Source organism: Leucobacter chinensis (genome assembly GCF_019049105.1).
GTDB classification, from domain to species: domain Bacteria; phylum Actinomycetota; class Actinomycetes; order Actinomycetales; family Microbacteriaceae; genus Leucobacter_A; species Leucobacter_A chinensis.
The window spans coordinates 15,690-42,221 of record NZ_JAHQZR010000005.1 but is presented as its reverse complement, the minus strand read 5'-3'; the positions used below and the strand labels follow the sequence as shown (position 1 = coordinate 42,221).

25 protein-coding genes and 1 tRNA gene are annotated in these 26,532 nt (G+C 63.4%); 15 read left to right on the top strand and 11 right to left on the bottom strand.

Annotation, left to right across the window (positions count from 1 at the left end; genetic code table 11):
- Positions 1-91: 91 nt before the first annotated feature.
- Both KTJ78_RS06230 and KTJ78_RS06225 read left to right on the top strand, forming a co-directional pair.
- A complete protein-coding gene (locus KTJ78_RS06230; protein WP_217133989.1) occupies positions 92-1,480 on the top strand; it encodes a TrkH family potassium uptake protein in 1,389 nt (462 codons plus the stop codon).
- On the top strand, positions 1,473-2,138 hold the full coding sequence (locus KTJ78_RS06225; protein WP_217133681.1) for a potassium channel family protein: 666 nt from the start codon (positions 1,473-1,475) through the stop codon (positions 2,136-2,138). Before KTJ78_RS06230 ends, KTJ78_RS06225 begins: the two co-directional genes overlap by 8 nt.
- Positions 2,139-2,255: 117 nt before the next feature.
- Here KTJ78_RS06225 and KTJ78_RS06220 read toward each other — a convergent pair whose 3' ends face one another.
- On the bottom strand, positions 2,256-3,176 hold the full coding sequence (locus KTJ78_RS06220; RefSeq protein ID WP_217133987.1) for a cation diffusion facilitator family transporter: 921 nt from the start codon (positions 3,174-3,176) through the stop codon (positions 2,256-2,258).
- A 129-nt stretch (positions 3,177-3,305) separates the two neighbouring features.
- Between KTJ78_RS06220 and proC the strand changes: the two genes are divergently transcribed.
- Positions 3,306-4,160, top strand: coding sequence for a pyrroline-5-carboxylate reductase (proC, locus tag KTJ78_RS06215; RefSeq protein ID WP_254259445.1), 855 nt, complete (start codon positions 3,306-3,308; stop codon positions 4,158-4,160).
- Positions 4,161-4,163: 3 nt separating this feature from the next.
- On the opposite strand, the gene KTJ78_RS06210 is transcribed toward proC, so the two are convergent.
- Complete coding sequence (locus tag KTJ78_RS06210) at positions 4,164-4,658, bottom strand: nucleoside deaminase (protein WP_254259444.1); 495 nt, start codon at positions 4,656-4,658, stop codon at positions 4,164-4,166.
- A 44-nt stretch (positions 4,659-4,702) separates the two neighbouring features.
- Between KTJ78_RS06210 and upp the strand changes: the two genes are divergently transcribed.
- The 3 genes from upp (at position 4,703) to KTJ78_RS13820 (ending at position 7,299) form a co-directional block, all read left to right on the top strand.
- Positions 4,703-5,338 (top strand): uracil phosphoribosyltransferase, encoded by a 636-nt coding sequence (gene upp / locus KTJ78_RS06205; protein ID WP_217133679.1) that lies wholly within the window; start codon positions 4,703-4,705, stop codon positions 5,336-5,338.
- 379 nt (positions 5,339-5,717) lie between these two features.
- Complete coding sequence (locus tag KTJ78_RS06200; RefSeq protein ID WP_217133677.1) at positions 5,718-6,368, top strand: winged helix-turn-helix domain-containing protein; 651 nt, start codon at positions 5,718-5,720, stop codon at positions 6,366-6,368.
- Positions 6,369-6,522: 154 nt separating this feature from the next.
- Entirely contained in the window at positions 6,523-7,299 is a 777-nt protein-coding gene (locus tag KTJ78_RS13820; RefSeq protein ID WP_217133675.1) for a DUF4870 domain-containing protein, read from the top strand.
- A 146-nt stretch (positions 7,300-7,445) separates the two neighbouring features.
- On the opposite strand, the gene KTJ78_RS06190 is transcribed toward KTJ78_RS13820, so the two are convergent.
- Positions 7,446-7,814, bottom strand: a complete 369-nt coding sequence (locus KTJ78_RS06190; protein ID WP_254259443.1) for a PGPGW domain-containing protein — start codon at positions 7,812-7,814, stop codon at positions 7,446-7,448.
- A 258-nt stretch (positions 7,815-8,072) separates the two neighbouring features.
- Positions 8,073-8,149, bottom strand: a tRNA-Arg gene (locus KTJ78_RS06185).
- Positions 8,150-8,255: 106 nt separating this feature from the next.
- Here KTJ78_RS06185 and KTJ78_RS06180 point away from each other — a divergent pair.
- On the top strand, positions 8,256-8,783 hold the full coding sequence (locus tag KTJ78_RS06180; protein ID WP_217133673.1) for an adenine phosphoribosyltransferase: 528 nt from the start codon (positions 8,256-8,258) through the stop codon (positions 8,781-8,783).
- A 79-nt stretch (positions 8,784-8,862) separates the two neighbouring features.
- On the opposite strand, the gene KTJ78_RS06175 is transcribed toward KTJ78_RS06180, so the two are convergent.
- The 4 genes from KTJ78_RS06175 to KTJ78_RS06160 form a co-directional block, all read right to left on the bottom strand.
- Positions 8,863-9,528: a TrmH family RNA methyltransferase gene (locus KTJ78_RS06175; protein WP_217133672.1), complete on the bottom strand. Its 666-nt coding sequence runs from the start codon at positions 9,526-9,528 to the stop codon at positions 8,863-8,865.
- Between the two features lie 78 nt (positions 9,529-9,606).
- Entirely contained in the window at positions 9,607-10,557 is a 951-nt protein-coding gene (locus KTJ78_RS06170; protein WP_217133670.1) for an aldo/keto reductase, read from the bottom strand.
- Positions 10,558-10,611: 54 nt separating this feature from the next.
- On the bottom strand, positions 10,612-11,478 hold the full coding sequence (locus tag KTJ78_RS06165) for a glycerophosphodiester phosphodiesterase (RefSeq protein ID WP_217133668.1): 867 nt from the start codon (positions 11,476-11,478) through the stop codon (positions 10,612-10,614).
- Positions 11,479-11,543: 65 nt separating this feature from the next.
- Positions 11,544-13,709: an ATP-dependent Clp protease ATP-binding subunit gene (locus KTJ78_RS06160; protein WP_217133667.1), complete on the bottom strand. Its 2,166-nt coding sequence runs from the start codon at positions 13,707-13,709 to the stop codon at positions 11,544-11,546.
- Positions 13,710-13,874: 165 nt separating this feature from the next.
- Between KTJ78_RS06160 and KTJ78_RS06155 the strand changes: the two genes are divergently transcribed.
- From KTJ78_RS06155 to efeO, 4 genes are all read left to right on the top strand, one after another.
- Entirely contained in the window at positions 13,875-15,128 is a 1,254-nt protein-coding gene (locus KTJ78_RS06155; protein ID WP_217133666.1) for a D-alanyl-D-alanine carboxypeptidase family protein, read from the top strand.
- Positions 15,129-15,209: 81 nt separating this feature from the next.
- Positions 15,210-15,875, top strand: coding sequence for a TetR family transcriptional regulator (locus KTJ78_RS06150; protein WP_217133664.1), 666 nt, complete (start codon positions 15,210-15,212; stop codon positions 15,873-15,875).
- Positions 15,876-16,085: 210 nt separating this feature from the next.
- On the top strand, positions 16,086-17,027 hold the full coding sequence (efeU, locus tag KTJ78_RS06145) for an iron uptake transporter permease EfeU (protein WP_217133662.1): 942 nt from the start codon (positions 16,086-16,088) through the stop codon (positions 17,025-17,027).
- On the top strand, positions 17,024-18,295 hold the full coding sequence (efeO, locus tag KTJ78_RS06140; protein WP_217133660.1) for an iron uptake system protein EfeO: 1,272 nt from the start codon (positions 17,024-17,026) through the stop codon (positions 18,293-18,295). The genes efeU and efeO overlap by 4 nt, the downstream gene beginning before the upstream one ends.
- Positions 18,296-18,330: 35 nt before the next feature.
- On the opposite strand, the gene efeB is transcribed toward efeO, so the two are convergent.
- Positions 18,331-19,638: an iron uptake transporter deferrochelatase/peroxidase subunit gene (gene efeB, locus KTJ78_RS06135; protein ID WP_217133658.1), complete on the bottom strand. Its 1,308-nt coding sequence runs from the start codon at positions 19,636-19,638 to the stop codon at positions 18,331-18,333.
- A 170-nt stretch (positions 19,639-19,808) separates the two neighbouring features.
- On the opposite strand from efeB, the gene KTJ78_RS06130 reads away from it, so the two are divergent.
- Complete coding sequence (locus KTJ78_RS06130; protein ID WP_217133655.1) at positions 19,809-19,994, top strand: hypothetical protein; 186 nt, start codon at positions 19,809-19,811, stop codon at positions 19,992-19,994.
- Here the strand turns inward: KTJ78_RS06130 and KTJ78_RS06125 are convergent.
- Positions 19,991-20,665, bottom strand: a complete 675-nt coding sequence (locus KTJ78_RS06125) for a TetR/AcrR family transcriptional regulator (protein ID WP_217133653.1) — start codon at positions 20,663-20,665, stop codon at positions 19,991-19,993. The genes KTJ78_RS06130 and KTJ78_RS06125 overlap by 4 nt on opposite strands.
- Positions 20,666-20,782: 117 nt before the next feature.
- Here KTJ78_RS06125 and KTJ78_RS06120 point away from each other — a divergent pair, with 117 nt between their 5' ends.
- The 3 genes from KTJ78_RS06120 to KTJ78_RS06110 all read left to right on the top strand — a co-directional run bounded on the left by KTJ78_RS06120 (position 20,783) and on the right by KTJ78_RS06110 (position 24,982).
- Positions 20,783-21,826 (top strand): agmatine deiminase family protein, encoded by a 1,044-nt coding sequence (locus KTJ78_RS06120; RefSeq protein ID WP_217133650.1) that lies wholly within the window; start codon positions 20,783-20,785, stop codon positions 21,824-21,826.
- Positions 21,823-23,514 (top strand): amidase, encoded by a 1,692-nt coding sequence (locus KTJ78_RS06115; RefSeq protein ID WP_217133649.1) that lies wholly within the window; start codon positions 21,823-21,825, stop codon positions 23,512-23,514. The genes KTJ78_RS06120 and KTJ78_RS06115 overlap by 4 nt, the downstream gene beginning before the upstream one ends.
- Before the next feature lie 79 nt (positions 23,515-23,593).
- Entirely contained in the window at positions 23,594-24,982 is a 1,389-nt protein-coding gene (locus KTJ78_RS06110) for an APC family permease (protein WP_217133647.1), read from the top strand.
- 83 nt (positions 24,983-25,065) lie between these two features.
- On the opposite strand, the gene KTJ78_RS06105 is transcribed toward KTJ78_RS06110, so the two are convergent.
- Complete coding sequence (locus KTJ78_RS06105) at positions 25,066-26,490, bottom strand: purine-cytosine permease family protein (RefSeq protein ID WP_217133645.1); 1,425 nt, start codon at positions 26,488-26,490, stop codon at positions 25,066-25,068.
- Positions 26,491-26,532: the final 42 nt, after the last annotated feature.

The window sequence follows — 26,532 nt, the reverse complement described above, 5'->3', positions numbered from 1 at the left end:
ACGAGCTGTCGCTGGAACCGGAAGGAGCATCGCCGTGCGCTACAAGGGCACTGCGTACACCCCGCCCACTCACCGCCCAGCAAAAGCCTGGATGCACCGCCTCCTTGAGGCTTCGCCCTCGCGTGTGGTCATCGGGGTTTTTCTCGTGCTCACGGCCACCTTCACGATCTTGCTCATGCAGCCGAACGCATCGGCCTCGGGCAAGGCGACCCCGCTCGTTGACGCACTCTTCACCGCGGTTTCGGCCGTTTCGGTGACCGGCCTCTCGACCGTCGACATGGGCTCGCATTGGTCGCCCCTCGGTGAGGTCATCGTCGTCTTGGCCTTTCAGATCGGCGGTATCGGCGCGCTCACGCTCGCGAGTATTCTTGCGCTCGTGGTGACCCGCAAGCTCGGCCTCAGGCAACGTATTCTCGCGGCGAGCGACACGAACCTCTACGGCCCGAACCCGCGCAACATCTCTGGCGACAAGCAGGCGATCGGCTTTGGCGACGTGGGCAGCCTGCTCAAGTCAGTCGCGCTCAGCCTCATCGTCATCGAGGCGACGCTCACGGTGCTCATCTCTGCACGCCTTCTCGCCGAGGGCATGAGCTTTTCGCACGCCCTCTGGAACGGGTACTACCTCGCGGCTTCGTCGTTCACGAACACCGGCTTCGTGCCCTTCTCTGACGGGCTCGACTCCTTTGCGACCGACCCGTACATGCTCGCGGTCTTGAGCGTGGGCGTGTTTCTTGGCAGCATCGGCTTTCCCGTTATCTTTGCCCTGTACCGCTACGTTGTGAAGGGCGGGTGGAAGGCGCACCGCAGGCTAGGCCTGCACGCGAAGCTCACCCTCATCACCTCGCTCGTACTCGTCATCTTTGGCTGGGTGCTCATTGGTGGCCTCGAATGGAACAACGACGCAACGCTCGCCTCGCTCTCAGCGGGCGATGCGATCATGTCGAGCGGCTACACCTCGATCATGACGCGCTCTGGCGGGCTCGGCATTCTCGATACCGCAAACATGAACGGGTCGACGTTGCTCATCATCGACATGCTGATGTTTGTCGGCGGCGGATCGGCGTCGACCGCTGGCGGCATCAAGGTCACGACCCTCGCCGTGTTGTTTCTCGCGGCCTACGCTGAGGCACGCGGTAACGAAGATATGCAGGCCTTCGGCCGCCGCATCCCGGTGCAGGTGCTTCGCCTCGCCGTCTCGATCGTCATCTGGGGCACGACCCTCGTGCTCACCGCCTCGGTCATCATTCTGCACATCACGAACGCCCCGCTTGAGCACGTCCTGCTCGAAGTCATTAGCGCCTTCGGTACTTGTGGGCTCTCGGCTGGGCTCTCTGAGACGCTGCCGCCAGCCGGTAAGGTCGTGCTCGCAATCACCATGTGGGCGGGCCGCGTTGGCACCGTCACCCTTGCGGCCGCCGTCGCCTCGACAAGCCGCAAGACCTTCTACCGTTTTCCCGAAGAAAGGCCCATCGTTGGTTAACACACGCACTGACTACCCGGTTCTCGTCATCGGGCTCGGCCGCTTTGGTGCTGCCACAGCCGGTGAGCTCGACCGCCTCGACCACGAGGTGCTCGCGATCGAGCAGCACCCGCAGCTCGTTCAGAAGTGGGCCGACCGCATTACCCACGTCGTCGAGGCCAACGCCACCTCGATGGAGGCCCTCAAGCAGCTCGGCGCCGACCAGTTCGGCGCCGCCGTACTCGCGGTGGGCGACTCGATCGAGTCAAGCGTGCTCATCGCCGCGAACCTCGTCGATCTTGGCATTCCGCAGATCTGGGCGAAGGCGATGTCGCACTCGCACGGCAAGATTCTCGAACGCATCGGCGTGCACCACGTGATCTACCCGGAGCGCGAGGCAGGTGAGCGCGTCGCTCACCTCATCAGCGGTGCGATGCTCGACTTCATCGAGTTCGACGAGAACTTCGTTATCGCCAAGCTGCGCCCGCCGCGCGTCATTCAGAGCCTGCCGCTCAGCCAGTCGCAGGTGCGCACGCGCCACAAGGTCACGATCACGGGTGTTAAAAAGGTCGGTTCACCGTTCGACTACGCGACGCCCGACACCGTGATCGAGCCGAGCGACCTCATCATCGTCGCAGGCTCGTCGCAGGCGGTCGAGCACTTCTCTTCGCTCGACTAACGCTACGGCGTCAGTGAGCTTCAGCGCGCGTCATGACGCGCCAGCCATGACGCGCGGAAACCGTCGCCGACCGCGGCCACAGCGCTACGCGTCATGCCGCGTACACCGGCCTGCTGTTTAGTCGTAGCTCAGCGTCACGATCTCTTCGGTCAGCGGCGTCGCCGAGGGGTCGCGCCACACGTCGGGCTCAATGTAGATGACCTTGGCGTGGGGCACCTGGGCGCGCACGTGGCGCTCGGCCTGGTTAATGAGGAACGAGAGCTCGCGCACCTTGCGCTCTGGCCCGACGCTAATCTTCACGCCGATCATGAGCTCTTCAGGGCCGAGGTAGAGCGTCTTCATGTGAATGATGCGTTCAACACCCTTAACGCTCACGATCGCCGCCTCGATCTTGGCCAGGTCTTCGGGGTTTGCGCCCTCTCCCACAAGCAGGCTCGAAACCTCGATCACGAGCACCACCGCGACCGCGATGAGCAGCACGCCGATGCCCATGGTGGCGAGGGCGTCGTAGATCCCGTTACCGGTGAGGGCGGTGAGGCCAACGCCGAAGAAGGCAAGCACGAGGCCCACGAGCGCGGCGAAGTCTTCAAGCAAGATCACGGGCAGCTCGGGCGACTTCTCGTGGCGAATGAACTGCCACCAGCTGCGCTCACCCTTGAGCGGCTTGCTCTCGCGCACGGCGACGCGGAGCGACATTGACTCGAGCACGATCGCGATGACCAGCACGAGAAGCGGCAACCACCACATCGTGAGCGCCTCGGGGTGCTTGAACTTTTCAATGCCCTCGTAGACCGAGAACATGCCACCGACTGTGAAGAGCACGACCGCGACGACGAACGCGTACAGGTAGCGCTCCCGACCGTAGCCAAAGGGGTGCTTCGCATCGGCGCGGCGCTTCGAGCGCTTGCCCCCGATGAGCAGGAGCAACTGGTTGCCGGTATCAGCGAGAGAGTGCACACCCTCTGCGAGCATGGCCGACGAACCCGAGAAAAATGCGGCAATAAACTTTGTGATCGCGATGCCAAGGTTGGCGCTCATCGCGGCAATAATCGCCTTTGTTCCACCGTGTGAGGTGCTGGACTGGTCTTCACTCACGTGTGTGCCTCCTCGAGATGTTGCTCACCATTATGGCCTACCACCCCGAACGTGATCCGTATGATGTTGCACATGAGCACTCTCGATAACCCAGACCTGCCCACCATCGCCATGCTCGGAGTCGGATCGATGGGAGGCGCCATTCTCGAGGGCCTCCTCGCCCCCTCGGTCAACCGCTCTGCGCCCGTGCGCGTCACCACAAACAGCGAGGCGAGCGCCGCGAAGCTCAACGAGCACGCCGACGTTGTCGCGCACGCGGTCGAGAAGAATGCCGACGCGAACCGGGTCGCGGCAAGGGGCGCCAAAGCCATCATCGTCGGGGTGAAGCCCTGGCTCGTTCACGACGTACTCAAAGAAATTGCCGATGAGCTTGACGAGGGTGCGGTCGTGATCTCGGTCGCGGCCGGTGTCACGATCGACAGCATGCGCGTGCTGCTTCCCTCATACGTTTCGGTTTTACGCGTCATGCCCAACACTCCGTCGCTCGTTGGCCGCGGGGTCTCGGGCGTCGTCGGGGTCGAAGACACTCCCGCAGAGGCGCTCGACCTTACAAGCCGCCTGTTCAGCACCGTCGGCGACGTGATCGTTGTGAACGACGAAGCGCAGCTCGACGCCCTCTCGGCCATCTCAGGCTCGGGCCCCGCTTACGTTTTCTACTTCATCGAGAAGCTCACCGCAGCCGCTGAACGTCTCGGCTTTACGAACGACCAGGCCAGGCGCATGGTCGAGGGAACCTTTCTCGGCGCGAGCATGCTGCTCGACCACCAGGGCAGCACCCCCGAGGCGCTTCGCCTCAAGGTGACGAGCCCGAACGGTACCACCGAAAAGGCCATCGAGAGCTTCTCGCAGGCAGGCCTCGACGCCGTCATGGACGACGCGGTTGGCGCGGCGATCGCCCGGGCACAACAGCTCGCACGGGGCGAGTAGCCCCTATTCGCCCGGGGCTTCTCGACGGCCGCGAAAAAAGGCCTCGAGAAGTGCTCGGGCACGATCCGCCTCAATGCCAGCGATGACCTCGACCGGGGGCTGAGCGAGCCGCTCGTCGCGCACGATGTCGTAGAGGCTGCCGGCGGCACCGGCCCGCTCCTCCCAGGCACCAAAGATGACGCGCGCGAGCCTCGCCTCGCGGATCACGCCGGCGCACATGATGCACGGTTCGAGCGTGACGGCGAGCGTGCAACCCGTCAAGAAGCGGTCACCGAGCACATCACAAGCGTCGCGGATCGCGAGAATTTCTGCGTGGCCAGTCGGGTCTGTCGAGCGCAGCCTCTCATTGTGAGCACGCGCGAGTACCCCGCCGTCGGGGCCGAACACGACCGCACCGATCGGAATCTCGCCCGCCTCGCCGCCTCGCTTTGCCTCGTCAAGGGCCATGCGCATCGCGCGCACCTCGGCGCCGCTCGCGGGAATCCCGGCTGCGTGCATGGTTCTCCTTAGGAGTTTCTCGGTTCGGGCTTTACACTTAACGCATGCGCGTTTTTGTTGCCGATCACCCTCTCATTACCCACAAGCTTACGGTCTTGCGTAACGCAAAGACCCCTCAGCCGACCTTCAAGCAGCTCATCGAAGAACTCATGACGCTGCTCGCCTACGAGGCGACGCGTGAGGTGCGGGTCGAAGACATCGAAATTGAGACTCCTGTCACGAAGACGGTGGGCAAGCGCCTGAGCGAGCCGCTGCCACTCATCGTGCCGATTATTCGCGCTGGTCTCGGCATGCTCGACGGCATGACGAAGCTCGTTCCCACCGCCGAGGTCGGCTTTCTCGGCATGCTGCGCGACGAAGAGACGCACGAGCCCATGACCTACGCTGAGCGCCTGCCAGAGAACCTCGAGGGGCGCCAGTGCTTCGTGCTCGACCCGATGCTCGCAACCGGCGGATCACTCGCGGCCGCCATTGAATACCTGTTTGATCGCGGCGCCGACGATGTGACCGCAATCTGCGTGCTCGGCACCCCAGAGGGCATTGCCAAGATCGAGCAGACGATCGGCGATCGCAACGTGACCCTCGTGCTCGGCGCACTCGACGAGGGCCTCGACGAAAACGCGTTCATCGTTCCCGGCCTCGGTGACGCGGGAGACCGCCTCTACGGCACGACCGCCTAGCGCTCGAAGCCGCTATTCTTCTCCCAAAGGGTCGCTTTTCAGCGGCCCTTTGGCGTTTCTCGGGCTGTCACATTACGGCCCGGGGTTGACGAATTCGACGAGCTGCCCTATTCTGACCATTATGAATACCTACACGACGCATCTGCCCGCCCTCGAGGTGACCCTCGGGCAGGGTGGCATGATGTGCCGTCGTGATGGTATGCGCAACCGAATGTGTATGTAACCTGCGCCTCTGAGCTCGCTCTCTTGCTGAGCTCCGCACTCTGAACGAACACGACACCGTTCTCGTTCTGGCCCCGGCCTTTTGCCGCTGGCCACACATTCTCTTCTCCCTCTCGGGCCACCTCAGGTAGCCCACACGTAAGGATCGACGCATACCATGACCACCACACTCGCACCCCAAACCCTTTCGGCCGGCCAACCTTCAGCCCCTACCCAGCGCGACATTCGCGGCTTCGCCCTCTACGTGGGCCTCAGCGAAGACAAGATCGCAGGCAATCAGCAGGTCAGCGACATCGTTCGCCAGATCAAAGACCTCGTTGCTCAGCTCGCCCCCGAAGCCGCAACCCACGCAACCGTCGCCCTCGCGCCCGAGAGCACCGGCGGCAAAGACCTCGACGTCGTGCGCCGCGCGCTCGGCGACCCGAGCGCCAAGGCGCGCGAGATCCGCCCAGAATCGGTCGAAGACCGTGCCGAGCTCGTGACCATCGACATCACACGCAAGCAGGTGCTGCTCGACGGCATTCCCGCCGCCCTCACCTACCGCGAGTTCGAACTCCTGCAGTTCTTCGTTCTGCGCGAGGGCTTCACCGTCTCTCGCGAGCAGGTCGTCGAGGGACTCTGGGCGTCGACCCCCGAAGAAGAGCAGCCCTCGGCACGCACGATCGACGTTCACGTTCGCCGCCTGCGCGTGAAGCTCGGCAAGTACCAGGACATCATTCGCACCGTGCGCGGCGCAGGCTACCGCTTTGATCGCCACGCCGACGTGCGCATCGTGCAGATCGGCACCCCGAGCCCCGACATCATCTAGGGGCTTGCGACACCCTTCTCACCCTCGTTAAGCCTGCAGACCGGGCATAAACTTCTCGTGAATTTTGCCTGAAAAGCCCAGCTTTCTCGGTAATATACGCAGTGAAGTGCCTCTGCCAGCGCACGAGCCGCAGGCCCAACCAAAGGAACCCGCCATGTCATCGCAGACTCCCAACCCGCTTGAGCCCAAGCCGATCGACGAGGCCCTCGCTGGCGCCCAACCGCCCGAGCTACAGCCGTCTGAGCCACCCCAGACGGCCCGGCCCGAGCATCCGGTCGAGCCGGGGCAGCAGCCTGCGGTGCCACCAGCTTCGACGCTGCCACCGGCTGCGCCATCCGCGCCAACGGCGTCACCTGCTCCGGATGCGCCACCAGCTCCGGCGGGGCCACCAGCTCCGGCGGGGCCACCAACGGTCGATGGCCCTCCGGCGCCTGCTGCGCCGCTGTATCAGGCGCCACAGTATCAGGTGCCGCAGTATCAGGCGCCACGCGATCCGCACGCTCCTCAGTTCCAGGCACCGCAGCCGGGCCATCAGGGAGGCGGGCAACCACCATATGGCACCCATCCCTACCCCGCTGCAGCTGGATCGGGGTCGAGCACGACGACTAATCTGCAGCTGAACTACTGGCTGTCAGTGTTTCTCTTCTGGATTCCGGCCCTCATTTTCTACCTCACCGAGCGCGGCAAATCGCCCACGATCGACAAGTTCAACCGCGACAATCTGAACTTCACGCTCGTGCGCACCCTTGTCGGCGTTGCCGTCTGGCTCTTTTCGGGCATTCCCGTCTTAGGGACGCTCGTTGCACTCGCCGGCTCAATCGCTGGCCTCGTACTCTTCGTGTTCCATCTCATCGCTGCGATCAAGGTGAAAGAAAACTACGAGCGGGGCCAAGGTTCGGGCTTCATATTTAACGTTGACATCGTCAAGTAACATTTCACAGCTTGCAGGCTGATTTCACTGCCTGCAACTCCGGTTTCTCGAATTCACCGCCTGCTGCCCCGTCGAAAGGTCAAAAAGTGTCGAATCTCCTAGAGTTTTTCGACACTTTTTGACCTTTCGGCGCTGAAACAGGCCAGCTACGCCTCGCGGGCACGCGTGCGCTCGACTTTTCGGCGGGCGCGCCACCAGCGGTAGCGATCCGCATATTTTTGCACGATGATGCGCAGGCGAGTGAGCGCGTTTCTCGCCCAGGCGAACTCCGAACCGAGAATTGCGAGGCCCAAAAAAATGGTGAGCCAGCCGGGGCCAGGCAAAACGAGCATGGCGATTCCGGCGAGAATGACGACGCCGCCGATGACGGCGACGGTGATCTTATAGGCCAGAGCGAGCCAGGGGCGGCGGCCGACGAGGGCTTTGAACCGTTCGAGAAAGCCACCGACGCGGGCGGCGAGGCGTTTCATCCAGCCGGGGTGATCTTCGGGGGTGCGCGTGCGCGGGTCTGGCATGCGTTCGCCCCTTTCACCTCTCACAGTCTTGCGGCATGAGCCTTCATTCAGTGTAGGCGATGCTTACTGAGAGTGCTTCTCTCAGTTGCGAGCGAACGGGCGGCGGCGGCAGAGCGATGCCGAGGCGACCGGTAGCGATAGCGGCAGCGGCAGCAGCGGCGGCAGCAGCGGCGGCGGCAGCGTCGGCGGCAGCGTCGGCGGCAGCACATCCGAGGAAAACAAAACACCCGGCAAGCAATGCTTACCGGGTGTTTCTCGTGGTGCGCCCTAAGGGATTCGAACCCCTGGCCTTCTGATCCGTAGTCAGACGCTCTATCCAGCTGAGCTAAGGGCGCATGTGGAATAACTCCAACTCATAGAGAATACAACACCAATCTTGGCAAACACAAATCGAGTTTTGTTCCGCGCGTCGTTTAAGGCGCGGTGCACTACCCTAGACAGGTGACCAATGCACTTGAATACGCGGAATCGCTGATCGCAAACGTACCCGATTACCCGCAGGAAGGCGTGATCTTTCGAGACATCGCGCCACTGCTCGCACACGGCCCGTCATTTGATGTGACCGTGCGCAACCTCATCGAGCCATTCACAGGTTCGTTCGACATTGTTGCCGGCGTCGATGCGCGCGGCTTCATTCTCGCGGGGGCTGCCGCATCGGTTTCGGGCGCGGGCCTCATTCCCGTGCGCAAGCTCGGCAAGCTCTCACGCCCGGCACACTCGGCCGAGTACGACCTCGAGTACGGCACGGCGACCCTGCAGGTGCAAAACGACGTTCCCGCGGGCTCGCGCGTACTGCTCATCGACGACGTGCTCGCGACGGGAGGCACGCTGAGCGCGGCCGCTCACCTGCTCGAGCAGCTCGGCCACGAGATCGTGGGCGTTTCGGTTCTCTTCGAGATCGCCGACCTCAAGGGTCGCGAGAAGCTCACCGAGTACGAGCTGCACACGGTCTTCAGCAGCGAGGGCTAAGCCCCTCAAGCACGACCGACCAGCGCTCGCGCCCCGGCAGGGCCGAACACGCGCAGCCGGGCGAAGCGCGCGGCCGGGCCTAGCGCACTGCCGGGCCTCCCGGCACGAAGCTCGAGCGCTGGGTGACCCACGAGAACATCGTGACCGCGGCTGCTGCCGAGGCGTTGATCGATCGCGTTGATCCATACTGGGTGATTTCAACGACCTGCTCGGCCGCGGCTACAGCCTCGTCGGTGAGCCCCGGCCCTTCTTGGCCGAAGAGCATGACGCAGCGCTCGGGCCACTCGAAGGTCTCCATGGGCACGCAGCCCTCGACATTGTCGATCGCGATGACGGGCAACTGCTGCTCGGCGGCCCAGGCGGCAAAGGCCTCGATACTCTCGTGGTATTGCACGTGCTGGTAGCGGTCGGTCACCATCGCCCCGCGCTTGTTCCACCGCCGACGGCCCACGATGTGCACCGTGTCGGCAGCGAAGGCGTTGGCGCTGCGCACGATTGACCCGATGTTCATGTCGTGCTGCCAGTTTTCGATGGCGACGTGAAAGGTGTGCCGTTGCTCGTCGAGGTCGGCGACGATCGCCTCCATCTTCCAGTAGCGGTAGCGGTCGATCACGTTTCGGCTGTCGCCGTGCTCGAGCAGTTCGGGGTCGTAGAAGGGCTCGGTAGGCCATTCACTCGGCCAGGGCCCCACCCCCGCGGTGGTTCGCTCGGGGTGGGGCTCTGGGGCTACGCGTTCTTCGGTCACGCCTCTATTCTCTCAGGCCCGAGTGCAAGCTGAGCTGCATCCCGGCTAGATACCCGTTGGCGCGGCCCCGATTCCTGCCTACGCGGCGGTGCTGCTCGCCTCGGTGAGCGAGGCGAGCTCTGCGTCGCTCAGCTCAAGGCGTACCGACTCACCGAGCACCTCGAGCTGCTCGAGCGTGCGAGCACTTGAAATGGGCGCGGTGATCGTGGGTTGCTGGCGCAGCCATGCGACCGCAACCGCGGCGACCTTGGCCTCATGCGTCGCGGCCACGCTATCGAGTGCCGCGAGCACCTTCTCGCCGCGGGCGTCGAGGTACTGCAGTGCGCCGCCCGCCCTGGGGCTCGCGCCCTCGGCTTCAGCGTCGTTGGCCGAGCGGTACTTGCCCGTCAAGAACCCCGCGGCGAGCGCAAAGTACGGGAACACCTTGAGCGACTCGGTCTCGGCAATCGCACGCAATCCGTTCGTTTCGTAGTCGCGCTCAACGAGGTTGTAGTGCGGCTGCAGCGCAACCGGCAACTCGAGATTTTCGGCGCGCGCGACCTCGAACCATTCGGCAACGCGCTCTGCCGAATAGTTTGACAGCCCGATCGCACCGATCTTTCCCTCGCGCTTGAGGTCTGAGAAAGCAGCAGCGGTCTCGACGATGGGCGTGTCTGGGTCATCGAAATGAGCCCAGTACAGGTCGATCATCTCGATACCGAGGCGCCCGAGTGACGCCTCTGCCGCGCGGCGAACATTGAGCGGATCAAGCCCGCTGTATTCAGGGTGCGTTGAAACCTTCGTTGCGACGGTCATTCTTCCGTGGGCACCGCGGCTTACGAGCCAGCGCCCGATGACCTCTTCAGACTCGCCGCCCTTGTGGCCTGGCACCCAGTGCGAGTAGCCGTCGGCGGTATCGACCATCTTGCCGCCGCGCTCAAGAAAACGATCGAGCACCGCGAATGACTGCTCTTCGTTCGCTGTCCAGCCAAATACGTTGCCACCCAAAACCAGAGATCCGGCCCCGTGTTGCGCTTGTAGATCGAGCATGTCGTGCGTCCCTTCTTCATTGTTGGTAACGCTTCTCATACTCGCGCACGAACCTTAACGCTCAAGCCACTGCTGCAACTCAGATACGCTATCGGTCACAATGAGGTCAACCCCGGCGGTCTCTGCGGCTTCCCACGCGATCTCGTCGTTGAGCGTATAGGCGAAGGTAGCAACACCCTCGTCAGAGAGCGCATGAACGATGTCGAGGTGCTGTTCGATGAGGTCGAGCCCAGCGCCGATGCCGTCGATGTCGAGTTCGTCAACAATGCTCACGAGATCGTTGTCAATACTCTTGGTGAGCATGACCCTCGCGGCCTCGGGGCTCGCCTCGGTGAGCCTTCGCATGGTCGTCTCGTCAAAGCTCTGCCAGACGATGCGCTCGCTCGCCTGCCGCGCCTCGACCCGACCAAGCAGCGCCTCAATCTGGGCTGGTCGCCAGGTGCCCTTAAGCTCGACGAAGGCAAGGGCACGCTCGGGCACGAACACGTCGAGAAAGCCGTCGAAGGTTGGCACTGGCTCACCACGGTACTCGCGGCTGAACCAGCTGCCCGCGTCGAGTTTTGCGATCTGGCGATGCGTGAGCTTTGAGACCTCTCCCGCCCCATTCGTGGTTCGGTCGACGCGGGAGTCGTGCATGAGCACCGGCACCTCGTCTTTGGTGAGCCGCACGTCGATCTCGACAAACTCGACGTCTTGCTCCAGCCCGTAGCGCACGCTCGCGAGCGTGTTTTCTGGCGCCGCCGAGGCCGCACCGCGGTGCGCTATCACGCCAACACCATCGGCTTTAAGCGCCCGGTGGGCGTTGGGCTGGGCGGTCGCGGCGAGCGCCGCCGTGCCGAGGGCCGCCGAGCACACTAGTGCCGCGACAGCCCCGATCACGACGGCGCGTCGACGCCGGCTCCCGTTGCTTCGAAACTGCATCTGACCCCCTCGCTTCATCACGATGGCGCCAGCTTACCCCGTTTCGTTATCGTTTTGTGATCTTTCTATGCGGATCGTGGCCGCTCACTCACAACCTCAAGCGACTCGCCGTCGCTCGCGACCGTGACTCGCACGTGATCACCGTCGTGAATCTCGCCGGCGAGAATGCCCCTCGCGAGGCGGTCATCGATCTCGGTCTGCATGAGGCGTCGCAGCGGACGCGCACCGTAGAGCGGGTCGTAGCCACGCCTTGCGAGCCAGTCGCGGGCCTCGTCACTCACCTCGATCTCGATACGCTTGCCCTCGAGCCGCGATCGCAACCGGTCGACCGAGATACCAACGATGTGGGCAAGGTTTTCTTCAGACAGGGGCCTGAAGATCGCGATCTCGTCGAGACGGTTAATGAACTCGGGCTTGAATGCCTGGCGCACCGCCTCACCAACGGCGAGCTCCTTCTCTTCCCAGCTGAGCGTCGGGTCAACAAGGAATTGACTACCGAGGTTCGAGGTGAGAATGAGAATGACGTTGCGAAAGTCGACCGTGCGCCCCTGACCGTCGGTGAGTCGTCCGTCGTCGAGCACCTGCAGAAGCACGTCGAACACCTCGGGGTGTGCTTTCTCGACCTCGTCGAGCAGCACCACCGAGTACGGCCTGCGCCGCACCGCTTCGGTGAGCTGACCGCCCTGTTCGTAGCCGATGTAGCCGGGAGGGGCTCCCACGAGACGCGACACCGAGTGCTTCTCGCCGTACTCTGACATATCGATACGCACGATGGCGCGCTCGTCATCAAAGAGAAACTCGGCGAGCGCTTTCGCGAGCTCAGTCTTACCGACGCCGGTGGGCCCAAGGAACATGAATGAGCCGGTGGGCCGGTTCGGGTCTGAGACACCAGCACGGCTACGACGCACCGCGTCGGCGACGGCCTTCACCGCGTCTTCCTGGCCGACAAGTCGCTGCCCCAGCTCGGCCTCAAGCGCGAGAAGCTTCTCGGTCTCGCCCTGCATGAGCTTGCCGACGGGAACGCCCGTCCAGGCTGCGACCACACCGGCGATGTCTTCGTCGGTCACCTGATCGTTGATCATGCGCTCACCCGAAAGCTCGTGCTCGCGGCGTTCGGCCTCGCCCAGCTGACGCTCAAGCAGTGGAATCTCACCGTAGAGCAGGCGCGAGGCCTCCTCGAGACGCCCCTCGCGCTGCGCGAGATCGGCCCGCACCTTCGCGCGGTCAAGCTGCTCGCGCAACTCGCCGAGCTTGTTGAGCCCCGAACGCTCCTCTTCCCACTTCGTTTCGAGCACGCGTAGTTTCTCTTGCTGCTCGGTGAGCGTTTCGCGCAGGTGCGCGAGGCGTTCTTTCGAGGCATCGTCTTTTTCGCCCTTGAGTGCCATCTCTTCGAGCCTCATCCGGTCAACCGCGCGGCGCAGCTCGTCGATCTCGATCGGCGCGCTATCAATCTCCATGCGGAGCCGGCTCGCCGCTTCGTCGATGAGGTCAATCGCTTTATCGGGCAACTGGCGCGAGGTGATGTAGCGATTCGAGAGCGCGGCGGCGGCAACGAGCGCCGAGTCGGCGATCGTCACCTTGTGGTGCGCCTCGTAGCGCTCCTTGAGCCCCCGCAAGATCGCGACCGTGTCTTCAACGCTCGGCTCGCCGACGTACACCTGCTGAAAACGACGCTCAAGGGCAGCATCAGCCTCGATGTACTCGCGGTACTCATCAAGCGTCGTCGCGCCGATGAGCCGCAGCTCACCACGGGCGAGCATGGGCTTCAGCATCTGCGACGCGGCAACCGAAGACTCGCCACCGCCAGCGCCCATGAGCGTGTGCAGCTCGTCTATGAAGGTGATGATCTTGCCGTCACTATCATGAATTTCTTTGAGCACGGCCTTCATGCGCTCTTCGAACTCACCCCGATACTTGGCTCCCGCGACGAGCGCCGAGATGTCGAGTGAGATGAGTTCTTTATCGCGCAGTGACTCGGCGACGTCGCCCGCGACGATGCGCTGGGCGAGCCCCTCGACGACGGCCGTTTTACCGACGCCGGGCTCGCCGATGAGCACGGGGTTGTTCTTCGTGCGCCTCGTGAGCACCTGGCTCACGCGGCGAATCTCGGCATCGCGGCCAATCACCGGATCAAGCTTTCCGGTTCGGGCGACCTCGGTGAGGTTAATGCCGAATTGTTCGAGCGCAGACTGCGGTTCTTCTTGCTGCTGCGGCTGCATTCCTGGTTGCATGGGCGCTCCTTTCGCTGTCCATTTCAAACTTGAGCTTAGTTGACTCAAGTTTAGCAAATGGCCCGCAGTTTCTCTACCCTTTTGGCCCCACAAAGGCACACAGCCTGGTACGATACGTCAAGACAACAGCCGGGCCTCACGCTCCCGCATTGGCCGAGAGGGCGCATGAATTCACGAAATAGCAGGAGCAAGAAGCCCCTTCTCGTCTCGCTCTCGGCCACCTGCGCGCTACTGCTCGCTGGCGGCGGCTACGTCGCCGCGGTCGCGGCCGCACCACCGATCAAGCCGACGTTCGCTGAGGCAGAGGGGGCACTGGCCCCGATCCACCACGACGATACCCAGGCGCACGAGATGGTGCTCGCAAAACCGAAGCCCACCGCCGTCGGCTTCGCCGAGCAAGACACCGTGTGGTCGAACGACGACACCGCCTACCCGCTCGCGAGCATTTCCAAGCTCATCACCGTCCTGGTCTGCCTTGATGCGGCCCCGCTCGACCCCGACCTTTCGACGTGGGGCACCTACACGTGGACCGAGGCCGACCGCGAGCGCCAGGAGGCCTTCATCGCCGATGAGGGCGTCGCGTTTCCCATGCCCGTCGGCACCGAGATACCGCTCACCGACCTCTTCACCCTCATCTTCCTCCCCTCGGCCAACGACATGGTGACCGCATACGCCTACACCGTCTTTGACAGCAATGATGCATTCGTCACCGCGGTGCACGCCTGGGCCGAGAAAAATGGGCTCGACTCGATCGAGTTTCGCGAACCATCGGGCATGGACGAGGGCAATAAGGCAAGCCCGAGCGACCTCGTTCGCGTGGGCCGCATCGCCCTCAAAGACCCCGTGATCACCCAGTTCATCACCCAGGAGTCGGCCTACGTCGAGGGGGCCGGCTACGTCGAGAACACCAACCCCCTGCTCGGTGTTGAGCAGGGCATTCTCGGCATCAAAACCGGGCGGTCACTCTCGGCTGGCTTCAATCTACTCGTCGCGCAAGAACGCACGAGCAACGGGCGCAGCTACGAGCAAATCTCGGCAACGATGGGCCGCGGGTCCTTGCGAGAGCGGGCCGACTCTGGTCGCGAGATGCTCGGCGAGCTCGACAAGCTCCCCCTCTCGGTCGCCCCGCTCCAGGCGGGCGAACTGCTCGGCACACTCACCGACTGGTCGGGCGCCACCATTGAGGTCACGGCGGCCGACGCAGCGACCGAGGTGACGCTTTTGCCCGGCGAAAGCGTCACCCGCGAGGGTCTTACGGTCAAGACGCCAGAAACTGCCGAAAACGGTGCCGCGGTGGGCACAATAACCGTCTCAACTCCGGCGGGCGAAGAGCAAATCGATCTCGTCACGACCGCCCCGCTCACCCAACCTGACCTGTGGTGGCGTGTAACCCACCCTGGTGACGTACTCTTCCGCTAAAATGCTCGCTATCTTCTCGCATTTTCGCGTTCATATTTTCACAAGCTCTTTCGCTACAGTGGTTGACCGAGGGGGACCCAATTGACCGCACAACAGAAACGCCAACAAATTCTTGAGGCCGCCGCCCAAGAATTCGTCGAACGCGGATATGCCGCTGCAACACTTTCATCGGTAGCAGGCCGCCTTGGCTTGACGAAGGGCGCACTCGCCCACCACTTCCCGACCAAAGATGAGCTGCTCTCTGGTCTCGGCGAACAGCTCAGCCAGGCCATCGAAGACTCTGACCGAGTGACCCGGGCCGCGTTTCCGAACAGTGGCATTCACGCGGCAGTCGCATATCTTGTGCAGCTGAGCGCGATCGCCGCGAAGAATGTATGCGTCGCCTCAACCCTCGTGCTCCTGACCGACCGCGGTGCACCGCCGAGCGCGATCTCAGAACTCATTTTCGAATGGCTCGACGGTCTCGTCTCCTTCCTGAAGCAGGCGCAAGACAGCGGCCAGATCGCCCCCGAGGTCGACGTCGAAGAGTTTGGCGAGTTCATGCTCGCCACAAACATCGGCACCACCCTCATCCCGAGCCGCACCCCCACACCACAGAACCGCCGCAAGCGCCTGCGCTTCATTCGCCTGGGTCTCGCGTCACTCGGTCTTGAAAACCCCGATCAGGTCGTCGACGAGGTGCTGCTTTCTGGCTACATCGACGTGCCCGCAATCAATCCTCCCATCGACCCGGTTCCGCTCCCCTAGCGAGCAACCCCTAAGAACCCGCCCCGCCCTGCGCTTTCGTTTGCAGCGTGAGGGCGGGTTTTTTCATGCCAAAAGTTGTAACAATCATGTGACCTAAGCATGGTTAGCCTAACCCTCATCTGATGTATGATCTGAACGTACGAATCAGCCTCGAGCCACGCGCCTTTGACGCCAGACCCAAGGCACTGCCCCCTCGAGAAAGCCAGCCCGTTGTTTCTAGCCTCCTTCCTCATCGGCCTGCGCGAAGGCCTTGAGGCCTCGCTCATCATTGGCATTCTGCTCGCATACGTGACGAAGCTGCAGCGAGGCGAGGTCAAGAAAAAGATCTGGCTCGGGGTGTGGCTCGCGGTTGGCATCTGCCTCGCACTCGGCGCCCTGTTCACCTTCGGCAGGTACGGCCTGAGCTTCGTCGCCCAAGAAATCATTGGCGGATCGATGTCGCTGCTCGCCGTTGCGATGATCACCTGGATGGTCTTCTGGATGATGGGGGCTGGCGGCAAGCTCAAGCACGAACTCGAGCAGGGGGTCGACGCCGCACTCGCGATCGGAACGGGCTGGGCGATTTTCTGGTTCGCCTTCGTGACCGTCGCGAGAGAGGGCATCGAGACAACACTGCTCCTGTGGGGCTGGGCTGGCGATCCACTCGCGTTTGCCGGCGCAATCACCGGAATCGTCATCGCAGCTGCGATCGGTGTCGCACTCAACCGCGGCGCTCTGCGCATCAACCTACGCGTATTCTTCGCCTGGACCGGCGCCTTTCTCATCATCGTTGCCGCGGGCGTTCTCGCCTACGGCATTCACGACCTGCAAGAGGCCACCGTGCTGCCAGGCCCGTTCTCGGGCCGGCCCATCACACCCACAAACTTTCGAACGGGCGAGGTGCTCACCGGGTTCGAGGGCCCCTTCTGGCTCGCCGCTTACCCCTTCGGCTGGGCCTTCAACGTCGAGGGCGTCATCGAACCGAGCGGAACCCTCGCGACCTTCCTCAAAGGGATCTTTGGCTTCGTGCCGCAAATGTCATGGCTCGAGGTGAGCGCCTGGGCGCTCTACATCGGCATCGTGTTTCCCCTCTTCTTCAAGAGGGTCATCGCGCAAGCACGCGACGCCAAAGCCCGAATCGCAACGACTTCTACTCAACAAGGAGAGCAATGAACAAGAACATCATCACCACGGTCGGTCTCACCGCCGCCGGCATGCTGCTGCTCGCAGGCTGCGTACAAAACCAGCCAGAGGGCGAAGCCGCGGCCGGCAACGCGCTGACGGTCAACGCCAAGGCAGAGAGCTGCGAGGTCTCTGCGGCAACCGCCAAGAGCGGCAACGTCACCTTCGAGATCACCAACGAGGGCGACCAGACCACCGAGTTTTACCTGCTCGGTGCCGACGGCCTGCGCATCGCCGCTGAGAAAGAGAACATCGCACCGGGCTCTTCGACAAACCTCACGGTCTCGCTGCAGCCGGGTGACTACTTCACGGCCTGCAAGCCGGGCATGCGTGGCGCGAACATCGGCGAAGCGGCCTTTACCGTAACCGGTGACCCCGTCGAGCTGGAGGGCGAAGACCAGGAACTGCTCGACCAGGTTGTGGTCGACTACATGAACTTCGTCAAGAACGAGGTCGCTGAACTCGTTCCCAACGTCGAGGCGTTTGCCAACGCCTACATTGACGGCGACGACGACAAGGCCAAAGAGCTCTACGCCAACATTCGCGTCAACTACGAGCGCATCGAACCCATCGCCGAGGCGCTCGGGCTGCTCGACCCGCGCATCGACTACCGCGAGATCGACTACCTCGCCGAGGCCGAACTACTCGAAGCAGACGACCCGAGTTTCACTGAATGGCTCGGTTTTCACCGCATTGAAAAAGACCTCTGGGTACCAGCGAAAGACGCCGTGCAGCCAGACGGCGAACCAGCGTGGGATGGTTGGAAGCCCTCGACCCCCGAGGAGCGCAAGGTCATCGGCGAGACCCTCATTGAAGACAGCAACCGCCTCTACGACGCAGTGCACAGCGACACCATCATCGAAGAGCAGCAGATGAACGTCGGCACCGTCTCGAACGGTGCGAGCGGCCTGCTCGAAGAGATCGCCGTTGGCAAGGTCACGGGTGAAGAGAACTGGTGGTCGCACTACGACCTCTGGGATTTCCAGGCGAACCTGCAGGGCTCACGCATTGCCTTCGATCTCGTCGCCCCAATCGCCGAGCGCAAGGGCGCCGAGGGCACCGAACTCGTGAAACAGATCAACACCGAGTTCGACGCGCTGCAGAAGCTGCTCGACGGTTACGGCAACCTCGACGACGGCTACGTGCTGTACAACGAGGTCACCGACGCACAGCAGAAGGAGCTCGTCGCACAGATCGATGCCCTTCGTGAGCCGCTCTCGAAGCTCACGGGTACCGTGCTCGGTATCGAGGAGGCCTAGGCCCAAGTCCTCGCGGGGCACACACCCCGCGAGGACTATGCCTCGAACAGTTGCTGCCCGAGGTACTGCCCGTCAGCAACCCCCGGCGGCACGAGGAACACCCCGGTACCGGTCGTCTTGAGGTACTCGACAAAGAGGTCGTCTCGGGCCATGTTCTTGTGCACCCTCGCGAAGCGCTCAGGAGCGTTCACAAAGGCAATGAAGAAGAGCCCAGCGTTGAGCCGGCCCTGCGCGTCGTTCCCGTCGACAAAGTTGTAGCCACGGCGCAGCATCTGAATACCGTCGTTGTTGCTCGGGTGAACCCTCGCGACGTGCGAGCGCTCGTCAATGAGCGGCGCACCGTCTTCGCCGCGAGCCGTGAAGTCGGGCTCGGTGAACTCTTCGCCGCCAGACAGTGGCGCACCCTCGTGCTTGTCACGCCCCGTCACTCGCTCCTGCTCGCCGAGTTGCAGGCTGTCCCAGATCTCGATCGTCATATTGACGCGCCTCGCCACGAGATAACTGCCGCCAGCGGCCCACGCTGGACCATCGGTGATCCACACGTGTTCATCGAGGAGTTCGGGCTGCTCAGCCTTAAGATTTGCCATCCCGTCCTTTTGCCCGAAGAGGTTGCGGGGCGTCGACTGCTCGGTCGAGGTCGACGAGGTTCGGCCAAAGCCGAGCTGCGACCAGCGCAGCTGCGCACGGCCAAAGGCGAGACGCGTAAGGTTTCGAATCGCGTGAACCGCGACCTGCGGGTCATTAGCGCACGCCTGAATGCACAGGTCACCACCCGAGTGCTCTCGGTCGATGAAGTCGTTGACGAGCTTCGGCATGTCACTGAAGTCGTTGGGTAGCTTGGCTGCGAGCCCGAAGCGGTCGACGCCCTCGCTCGTCTCGAACAGCGAGCGGCCAAAGCCGAAAGTGAGGGTGAGACCCGCAGGGGCGATGCCTTCTGCTTCACCCGTATCGTCGGGTGGCATGAGCGAGTCGCCACCGAACGCGCCGCTCACGCTCATCCCGAGCCCCTGCGTGAGCCGGCTCGCCGCGTAGGTCCAGTCGCTCAAGAGTTCAACGAGCCCGTCACGCGTCATGTCGGCAGCCAGGTCGAAAGCTGCGAAGTGCATACGGTCTTGCGCCGGAGTTGCGATGCCCGCCTGGTGAGGGCCGTAGAAGGGATAGCTGAGCCCCGCACTCGGTGCCGCGTCAGCCCCCGTGGCCGCGATGATGGCCGACGTTGCGGCCGCCCCGACGGCGATACCGGCCGCACCCCCGCCAAAGAGCGCGAGCACGCCGCGACGGGAAAGCCCGCCGGTTCGCGCCCCTGATTCACTAGCGGTTGGGTCTTCTGAGGGCTCTTGCACCCGAGCCTCCTCACGATTGCGGCCGATGCTCCTGGACTAGCCCACAGAGGGGGTCGTGAGGAACGCTGATAACAGTAAAAATCTACCAGCGACCCCGGTATCGAAGCGAGCGAAGTTGATGAACCCGCATGGCTCGTTCACCTTTGCCAGTTTCTCTGTAGGCTGGCCGTATGTCAGAGAACAATCGGCTCTTTCAGTCGTCAACCGGCTGGGTACTCGGCGGTGCAATTCTCGGCGGTGGCGCCGGGGCGCTCCTTGGGCTCAGCTGGGATGCCGTTGATGTCGGCGCCGCGATCGGTTTTGCGCTGGGCGCGTGCGTGGGCTTCTCGATCGGGATGCTGCGCAAGCGGGGCTAGACCGCTGTGGGGGCGCTCTGCCCTTCATCGCCGAGCATGGATTCTAACCGCTCCTGAATGAGCCCCGGTCTCGCACCAACGAGCGTTTCGCACGCCTCGGCGAGACGACTCGCAAAGAGTGCAGCGTCGGTTCCACGCGCGAGTGCGTGGGCCGCCATACCGTCGATCATCGCAAGAATGTGCCAGGCAACGGCCTCTTCATCGTCGAGGCAAAACACGCCCTCGGCACGCCCCTCGGCAATGATCTCGGTGATGCCACGCTGCCACTCGCCCATCTGCTCATCGATCATGAGCGAGAGCGCCTTGCTGCCCCGGCCAAGCGACCACGCATCAACCCACACGAGCGTGATGTCGTTGTGGTCTCGACGCAACACGGTGGCGATCATACGCGCGAGCCGGGCAGGGCCTCCCGTCACCTGCTTGGCCTCAGTCAACACCTCTTCGAGCTCTGAGCTCACGAGTTCGCGAAAGGTGCGGGCGACGAGCTCTTCCATGGTTCCCGCGTAGTGCGCGACGAGCCCCGGAGCGACACCGGCCCGCGTTGCAACCGAGCGCAGCGTGAGCGCTGAGAGGCCCGATTCGCGCGCGAGCGCTGCGGCTGCGGTGTGGATCTCGTCTGATCGCTGGTCGGGTGTTTTGCGAACGCGAGGGCGTGAGGCGGGTGTTGACATGATGACTCCAGTGTAAGATGATTACTTATTGATCGAGTGATCAATAGCTTCGCGGTTCTTCGCGGAGAGCGGGCTCATAGGCCCCCGCACGACGAAATGCTCTACAAAGGAGAAGACATGGGCTGGCGCATGCCGCACGAGGGTGACACACACGAACGTACCTGGATGGCGTTTCCCCGAGCAGGGATAACCCTCGGCGAGAACGCCGCTGAGGCAGAGACCGCCTACGCAGCGTGGAGCGAAACCGCGCTCACCATCGCCGAGTTCGAGCCCGTGACCATGGTCGTCGACCCCACCGAGATGACCCGCGCAAAGAACATGCTCGGCTCAGCGGTCGACATCATGGAGTCGCCCCTCGATGAGTTCTGGATGCGGGACTTCGGCCCCACCTTCGTCGTCGACGACGAGCGCCCCGGTGTGCTCGGTGCGGTCTCGTGGATTTTCAATGGCTGGGGAGCACCCGAGTGGGCCGAGTGGCAGGTCTCGGCCGGCATCGCCCCGATCATCGCCGAACAGGTGGGGGCCGAGCTCGTGAGCTCGGTACTCGTGAACGAGGGCGGCGGCATTCACGTTGACGGCGAGGGCACCGTGCTGCTCACCGAGACGGTGCAGCTCGACCCGAACCGAAACCCCTTCGCCAATAAGGCACGAGTCGAGGCCGAGATGGCACGCACCCTGGGCGCCACGAAGGCCATCTGGCTGCCCCGCGGCCTCACCCGCGACTACGACGACTTCGGCACGAACGGCCACGTCGACATTGTCGCGGCGTTCGCTTCACCCGGCAAGGTGCTCCTGCACCGCCAGGACAACCCCGCGCACCCCGACTACGAGGTGACCCGCGAACTGAAGGTCATACTAGAAGGCCAGACCGACGCTGCCGGTCGCGCGCTCGAAGTGATCGACGTACCCGCGCCCGCCGAACTGCGCGACGACGAGGGCTTTGTCGACTGGAGCTACCTCAACCACCTCGTGGTCAATGACGGCATCGTGGTGTGTGGCTTCGGCGAACCAGAGGCCGACGCACGAGCACGCGATATTCTTGAGCGCGCATACCCCGGCCGTCGAGCCGTGACGGTCGATGCCCGCCCGATCTTCGCACGCGGAGGCGGCATTCACTGCATCACCCAACAGCAACCACTCGTCACAGGAGAGCGCTCATGATCGACGTCGTCGAAGCCTCAATCGCCGAACTCCGTGGGGCACTCGAGGCTGGCAGCACCACGAGCGTCGACCTCGTGCGCGCTTACCTCGCGCGCATCGACGCCTACGACACCCCTGCCTCTGAAACCGCGCTTAACGCGGTTGTCGTTCGTAACCCCGAGGCCCTCGCAGAGGCTGAGGCGGCCGATGCACGCAGGCGTGAGGGCAAGACCCTCGGCCCGCTCGACGGGATCCCGTACACCGCCAAAGACAGCTACCTCGTAACCGGCCTCACCGCCGCCTCGGGCTCGCCCGCCTTCGCCGACCTCGTCGCCCAGCGCGACGCCTTCACGATCGAGCGTCTTCGCGCGGGCGGCGCCATTTGCCTCGGCCTCACGAACATGCCACCCATGGCCAACGGCGGTATGCAGCGCGGCGTGTACGGCAGGGCCGAGAGCCCCTACAACGCCGAATACCTCACGAGCGCCTTCGCCTCGGGTTCGTCGAACGGCTCTGGCACCGCAACCGCCGCGAGTTTCGCCGCCTTCGGGCTCGGCGAAGAAACCTGGTCGAGCGGCCGCGCCCCAGCGGCCTGCAACGCGCTGTGCGCCTACACCCCGAGCCGTGGCGTCATCTCGGTGCGCGGCAACTGGTCGCTCGTGCCCACCATGGACGTGGTCGTGCCGCACACCCGCTCGATGGCCGACATGCTCGAGGTGCTCGACGTGATCGTAGCCGACGACGCCGAAACGCGCGGCGACTTCTGGCGAGCCCAGCCGTGGGCGCCGATTCCAAGCGCTTCGTCGGTGCGACCCAGGTCGTACGTCGAACTCGGCGCTGCCGACCTGCACGGTAAGCGACTCGGCGTGCCCCGCATGTATATCAACGCCGACGACGAGGCGGGCACCGGCACGACCATCGGCGGCCCAACCGGCGAGCGCATTGAAACGCGTGACTCGATCATGGCTCTGTGGCACGGGGCACGTCAGGCGCTCGAGGCTGCGGGTGCCGAGGTGGTCGAGGTCGGCTTTCCGGTCGTCACGAACTACGAGGGCGATCGTGCCGGGGCCCCCACCCTCGCAACGCGCGGCCTCGTGAGCCCCGAGTTTCTGCGCAGCGAGATCATCGATCTTTCGGCGTGGGCCTGGGACGACTTTCTCAAGGCCAACGGCGACCCGAAGCTGTCGTCGCTGACTCTCGTCGACGGCGACACGATCTTCCCTGCCCCCGAGGGTGCACTGCCCGACCGGTACGTCGGTTTCGACGACGACATCGCAACCTACCCGGCCCAGGTTGCCGAGCACCCCTACGAAAGCTTCACCGAGATTGCGCACCTCGAAGAGGGCGTGCTCGGGCTCGAAGAAACGCGTCGCACTGACCTCGAAGCGTGGATGGAACAGCTCGGCCTCGACGCGGTCGTCTTTCCCGCGCTCGCCGATATCGGCAAGGCAGACATGGATGTGAACGCTGAATCGGCCGATGCCGGCTGGCGCAACGGCGTCTGGGTTGCCAACGGCAACCTCGCGATCCGCCACCTCGGCATACCGACCGTCACGGTTCCCATGGGCACGCTCGACGATATCTCAATGCCCATGGGCCTCACGTTCGCGGGCAAGGCCTACGACGACCAGGCCCTGCTCGAGCTCGGTCTCGCCTTCGAGGCCACCGGCTCGTACCGCAGCGAGCCGCCGCGCACGCCGCGCCTCTAGCGCCAAGGGCGGGGAGCTCGGCTGAAGGCCTGGCTCCCCGCAACCACGCCCACTCGCCAGCTTTACAAGGAAGTAACCCATGTCTTCAAGCACGCCAGCAACGCTGAAGCGCAACCTCAAACAACGCCACGTCGTGTTCATCGGCCTCGCCTACATGTCGCCATTCGCGGTCTTCGACACCTTCGGTATCGTCTCTGAGGCGACACAGGGGCACGTGCCCATGTCGTACATCATCATCACGATCGCCGTGCTCTTCACTGCGTTCAGCTACGCGAAGATGGTGCGGGTCTACCCCTCGGCCGGCTCGGCCTACACCTACGCTCGCCGCACGATCGCAGCGCCCGTCGGTTTTCTCGTCGGCTGGGTCGCACTGCTCGACTACCTCTTCTTGCCCATGATCAATGCGCTGCTCGCGAAGATCTACCTCTCGGCACAGTTTCCCGAGGTACCCGGCTGGCTGTGGATCGTCGGCCTGCTCGTCATCATTACCGCCCTCAACATCGTCGGGGTTCGTATTAGCGCCGCGGCCAACATGATCATGGTCGTGTTTCAGGCGCTGCTCGCGATCGTCTTCGCTATTCTCACGGTCAGAGCGATTCTCGCCGACGACGCACTGAGCTTCACCTTCGCCCCCTTCTACTCGATGAACGCCGACATGATGAGCCTCGTCGGCGGAGCCTCAGTGCTCGCCCTCGCCTTTCTCGGCTTCGACGCGGTCACGACCCTCGCCGAAGAGACCGTTGACCCCCGCCGCACCGTTCCCCGTGCCATCATGTGGATCGCGGCGCTCGGCGCCGCCTTCTTCGTCGCAATCACGTACGTCATGCAAACCCTCGTACCCGACCTCGAGACGCTGCAGTCAATCGCCGACGACATCGAGGGCGCCTCACCGTACATTGCGCTGCTCATCGGCGGTATCGCCTTCCAAACCCTCTTTCTCGCTGGGGCCACGGTCTCGGTGCTCTCGTCGGGTCTTGCCTCACAGCTCAGCGCCTCGCGCCTGCTCTACGCTATGGGTCGCGACGGCATTCTCGCCCGCAAGCTCTTCAGCTATGTGCACCCGAAGTTTGGCACGCCCGTCTTCAACATCGTGCTCGTCGGCGCCATCGCCCTCGTCGCACTGCGGCTCGATCTCAACGCGGCCACCTCACTCATCAACTTCGGCGCCTTCACGGCCTTCGCCTTCGTGAACCTCTCGGTGATCGCGTTCTGGCTTCGCCACCGCACCACGAGCCACATCACCGGCTCAACCTGGTCATGGGTGCTCGTTCCCGCCATCGGCTTTCTCATCAACGCGGCCCTCTGGGTGAGCCTCGATGAACTCGCCATGAAGGTGGGACTCATCTGGACCGGCGTGGGCATCGTATATCTCGCATGGCTCACGCGAGGCTTCCGCCGCCCAACCCCCGAAATGTCGTTCAACGAGGCGGGTGACCTGCCCACCGGCGTGATGCGCGTGGGCGAATAGCGAGAGCCGCCCGCGACGAGCCCCTGGGGCTCCAGAGCCGCGTGATCCACCGATATCAGTTCGGGGTCACGCGGCTCTTGCGTTTACCGCTTCTGCGCGCGGCGGAAGAGCAGAGTGTAACAGAGCGCCGAGGCGACACCGCCGAGCATAATCGAGAAGTCGGCACCACCAAGCGCCTGCGCGATTGGCCCCACATATATCGTCGTGCTGATACTCAGAGCAGTGATGCCACCGCCAACGAGCGTTGCAACGATGCCCGCGACGCTCCAGCCGTGCCAGTACCAAAGTCTGGCGCCAGGCCGCTCATCAAACAGGTCGACCTCGTCGTAGCGAACCCGCCGCAACACGATGTCGGTCACATAAATACTCATGGCCGGGACCGAAACGATAAGCAAAAACTGCAGCATGAGGTTCACGGCCTCGAGCAGGCTACTCGAGAGCGTCAAGTACACCGTGATCGCGGTGCCGAACAGCCCGATAATGATTGCCGCCGGAATACGAGCGACAGGCACTCCGATTGCTTGAAGGGCCATGCTTGAGGTGTAGGTCGTAATGCTGTTGAGGGCGACCGCCCCCATCACCACCGCTAGAACAAGCACCGGGGCAAACCAACCGGGCACGAGTTGCAGCAGCGCACCCTCGATTCCCGTCACCCACACCGACGCGTCAAGCCCGGTCGCCATGAGTGCTCCCGCACTCGTAAAGAGCACGCTCGGCAAGGCTCCGCCGAGCGCTGTCGCAGCAATAATGCCGCCCCGCGAAGCGTTACGCGGCAGGTACCTCGCAAGGTCGGCGCTGTTGGTAAACGAGAGTGGTGTTGCTGCCTGAATCGTTGCCCCAATGGTAAAGACGGCCACGAGCTGCATTCCTGAAAGCGGGGTTGGTTGCTCGTAGTGCCAGTCAAAACTCGGTGAGATCAGTACAACGACCACGAGAAACACCGCGGCGAGCGCAAGCGTCAAGATCGGGTAAATGCGCAAGATCATCGCGTGCCCGTACACGGCGATCGCGACGGTCACCGCCGAGACACACAGCGCAACAAGAATGGGACCCCAGACCGGAGCATCGAGGCCGAGTGAAGCGAGATAGTTTGCCCCGACAAAAGACGACGCCAACCAGTTGAGTGCAAGATAAGCCGAGGCGACGATGACCGCAGAGAAGGCGAGCAGCAAGCGGTTACCGATAATGCCGTACATCGCTCGACCGATCACCGATCCTGAGGTGCCCGCTGAAGGGCCGCTCATGGCAACAATGCCGGGAAGAACCCACACAAGGTTGCCAACAAGAATCGCGGCAAAGGTTTGCCAGAGACTCAGCCCCATGAGCACGAGCGATGCCCCAATGGTGAGGTTAAGCACGCCGACATTTGGGGCCGCCCAAACCCAGAAGAGATCGCGGGGCCGACCGTGCCTTGCCTCACCCTCAACGAGTTCGATACCCCGAGTCTCGGGTTCAGTCGCCCGCGCAGGGGCATGACCTCCCGTTGGTTGAGCCGGTGTTGATGACATTGAATTTCTCCTTTGAAATGTGTGACTCGGCCACGCCGCTTC

Bases quoted from the DNA above. Each gene is read 5' to 3' on its own strand.
- KTJ78_RS06230 (WP_217133989.1), top strand. From the start codon at position 92: ATGCACCGCCTCCTTGAGGCTTCGCCCTCGCGTGTGGTCATCGGGGTT.
- KTJ78_RS06220 (WP_217133987.1), bottom strand. From the start codon at position 3,176: ATGAGCGCCAACCTTGGCATCGCGATCACAAAGTTTATTGCCGCATTT.
- proC (WP_254259445.1), top strand. From the start codon at position 3,306: ATGAGCACTCTCGATAACCCAGACCTGCCCACCATCGCCATGCTCGGA.
- KTJ78_RS06210 (WP_254259444.1), bottom strand. From the start codon at position 4,658: ATGCACGCAGCCGGGATTCCCGCGAGCGGCGCCGAGGTGCGCGCGATG.
- upp (WP_217133679.1), top strand. From the start codon at position 4,703: ATGCGCGTTTTTGTTGCCGATCACCCTCTCATTACCCACAAGCTTACG.
- KTJ78_RS06200 (WP_217133677.1), top strand. From the start codon at position 5,718: ATGACCACCACACTCGCACCCCAAACCCTTTCGGCCGGCCAACCTTCA.
- KTJ78_RS13820 (WP_217133675.1), top strand. From the start codon at position 6,523: ATGTCATCGCAGACTCCCAACCCGCTTGAGCCCAAGCCGATCGACGAG.
- KTJ78_RS06190 (WP_254259443.1), bottom strand. From the start codon at position 7,814: ATGCCAGACCCGCGCACGCGCACCCCCGAAGATCACCCCGGCTGGATG.
- KTJ78_RS06170 (WP_217133670.1), bottom strand. From the start codon at position 10,557: ATGCTCGATCTACAAGCGCAACACGGGGCCGGATCTCTGGTTTTGGGT.
- KTJ78_RS06165 (WP_217133668.1), bottom strand. From the start codon at position 11,478: ATGCAGTTTCGAAGCAACGGGAGCCGGCGTCGACGCGCCGTCGTGATC.
- KTJ78_RS06160 (WP_217133667.1), bottom strand. From the start codon at position 13,709: ATGCAACCAGGAATGCAGCCGCAGCAGCAAGAAGAACCGCAGTCTGCG.
- KTJ78_RS06155 (WP_217133666.1), top strand. From the start codon at position 13,875: ATGAATTCACGAAATAGCAGGAGCAAGAAGCCCCTTCTCGTCTCGCTC.
- efeO (WP_217133660.1), top strand. From the start codon at position 17,024: ATGAACAAGAACATCATCACCACGGTCGGTCTCACCGCCGCCGGCATG.
- KTJ78_RS06130 (WP_217133655.1), top strand. From the start codon at position 19,809: ATGTCAGAGAACAATCGGCTCTTTCAGTCGTCAACCGGCTGGGTACTC.
- KTJ78_RS06125 (WP_217133653.1), bottom strand. From the start codon at position 20,665: ATGTCAACACCCGCCTCACGCCCTCGCGTTCGCAAAACACCCGACCAG.
- KTJ78_RS06120 (WP_217133650.1), top strand. From the start codon at position 20,783: ATGGGCTGGCGCATGCCGCACGAGGGTGACACACACGAACGTACCTGG.
- KTJ78_RS06115 (WP_217133649.1), top strand. From the start codon at position 21,823: ATGATCGACGTCGTCGAAGCCTCAATCGCCGAACTCCGTGGGGCACTC.
- KTJ78_RS06110 (WP_217133647.1), top strand. From the start codon at position 23,594: ATGTCTTCAAGCACGCCAGCAACGCTGAAGCGCAACCTCAAACAACGC.
- KTJ78_RS06105 (WP_217133645.1), bottom strand. From the start codon at position 26,490: ATGTCATCAACACCGGCTCAACCAACGGGAGGTCATGCCCCTGCGCGG.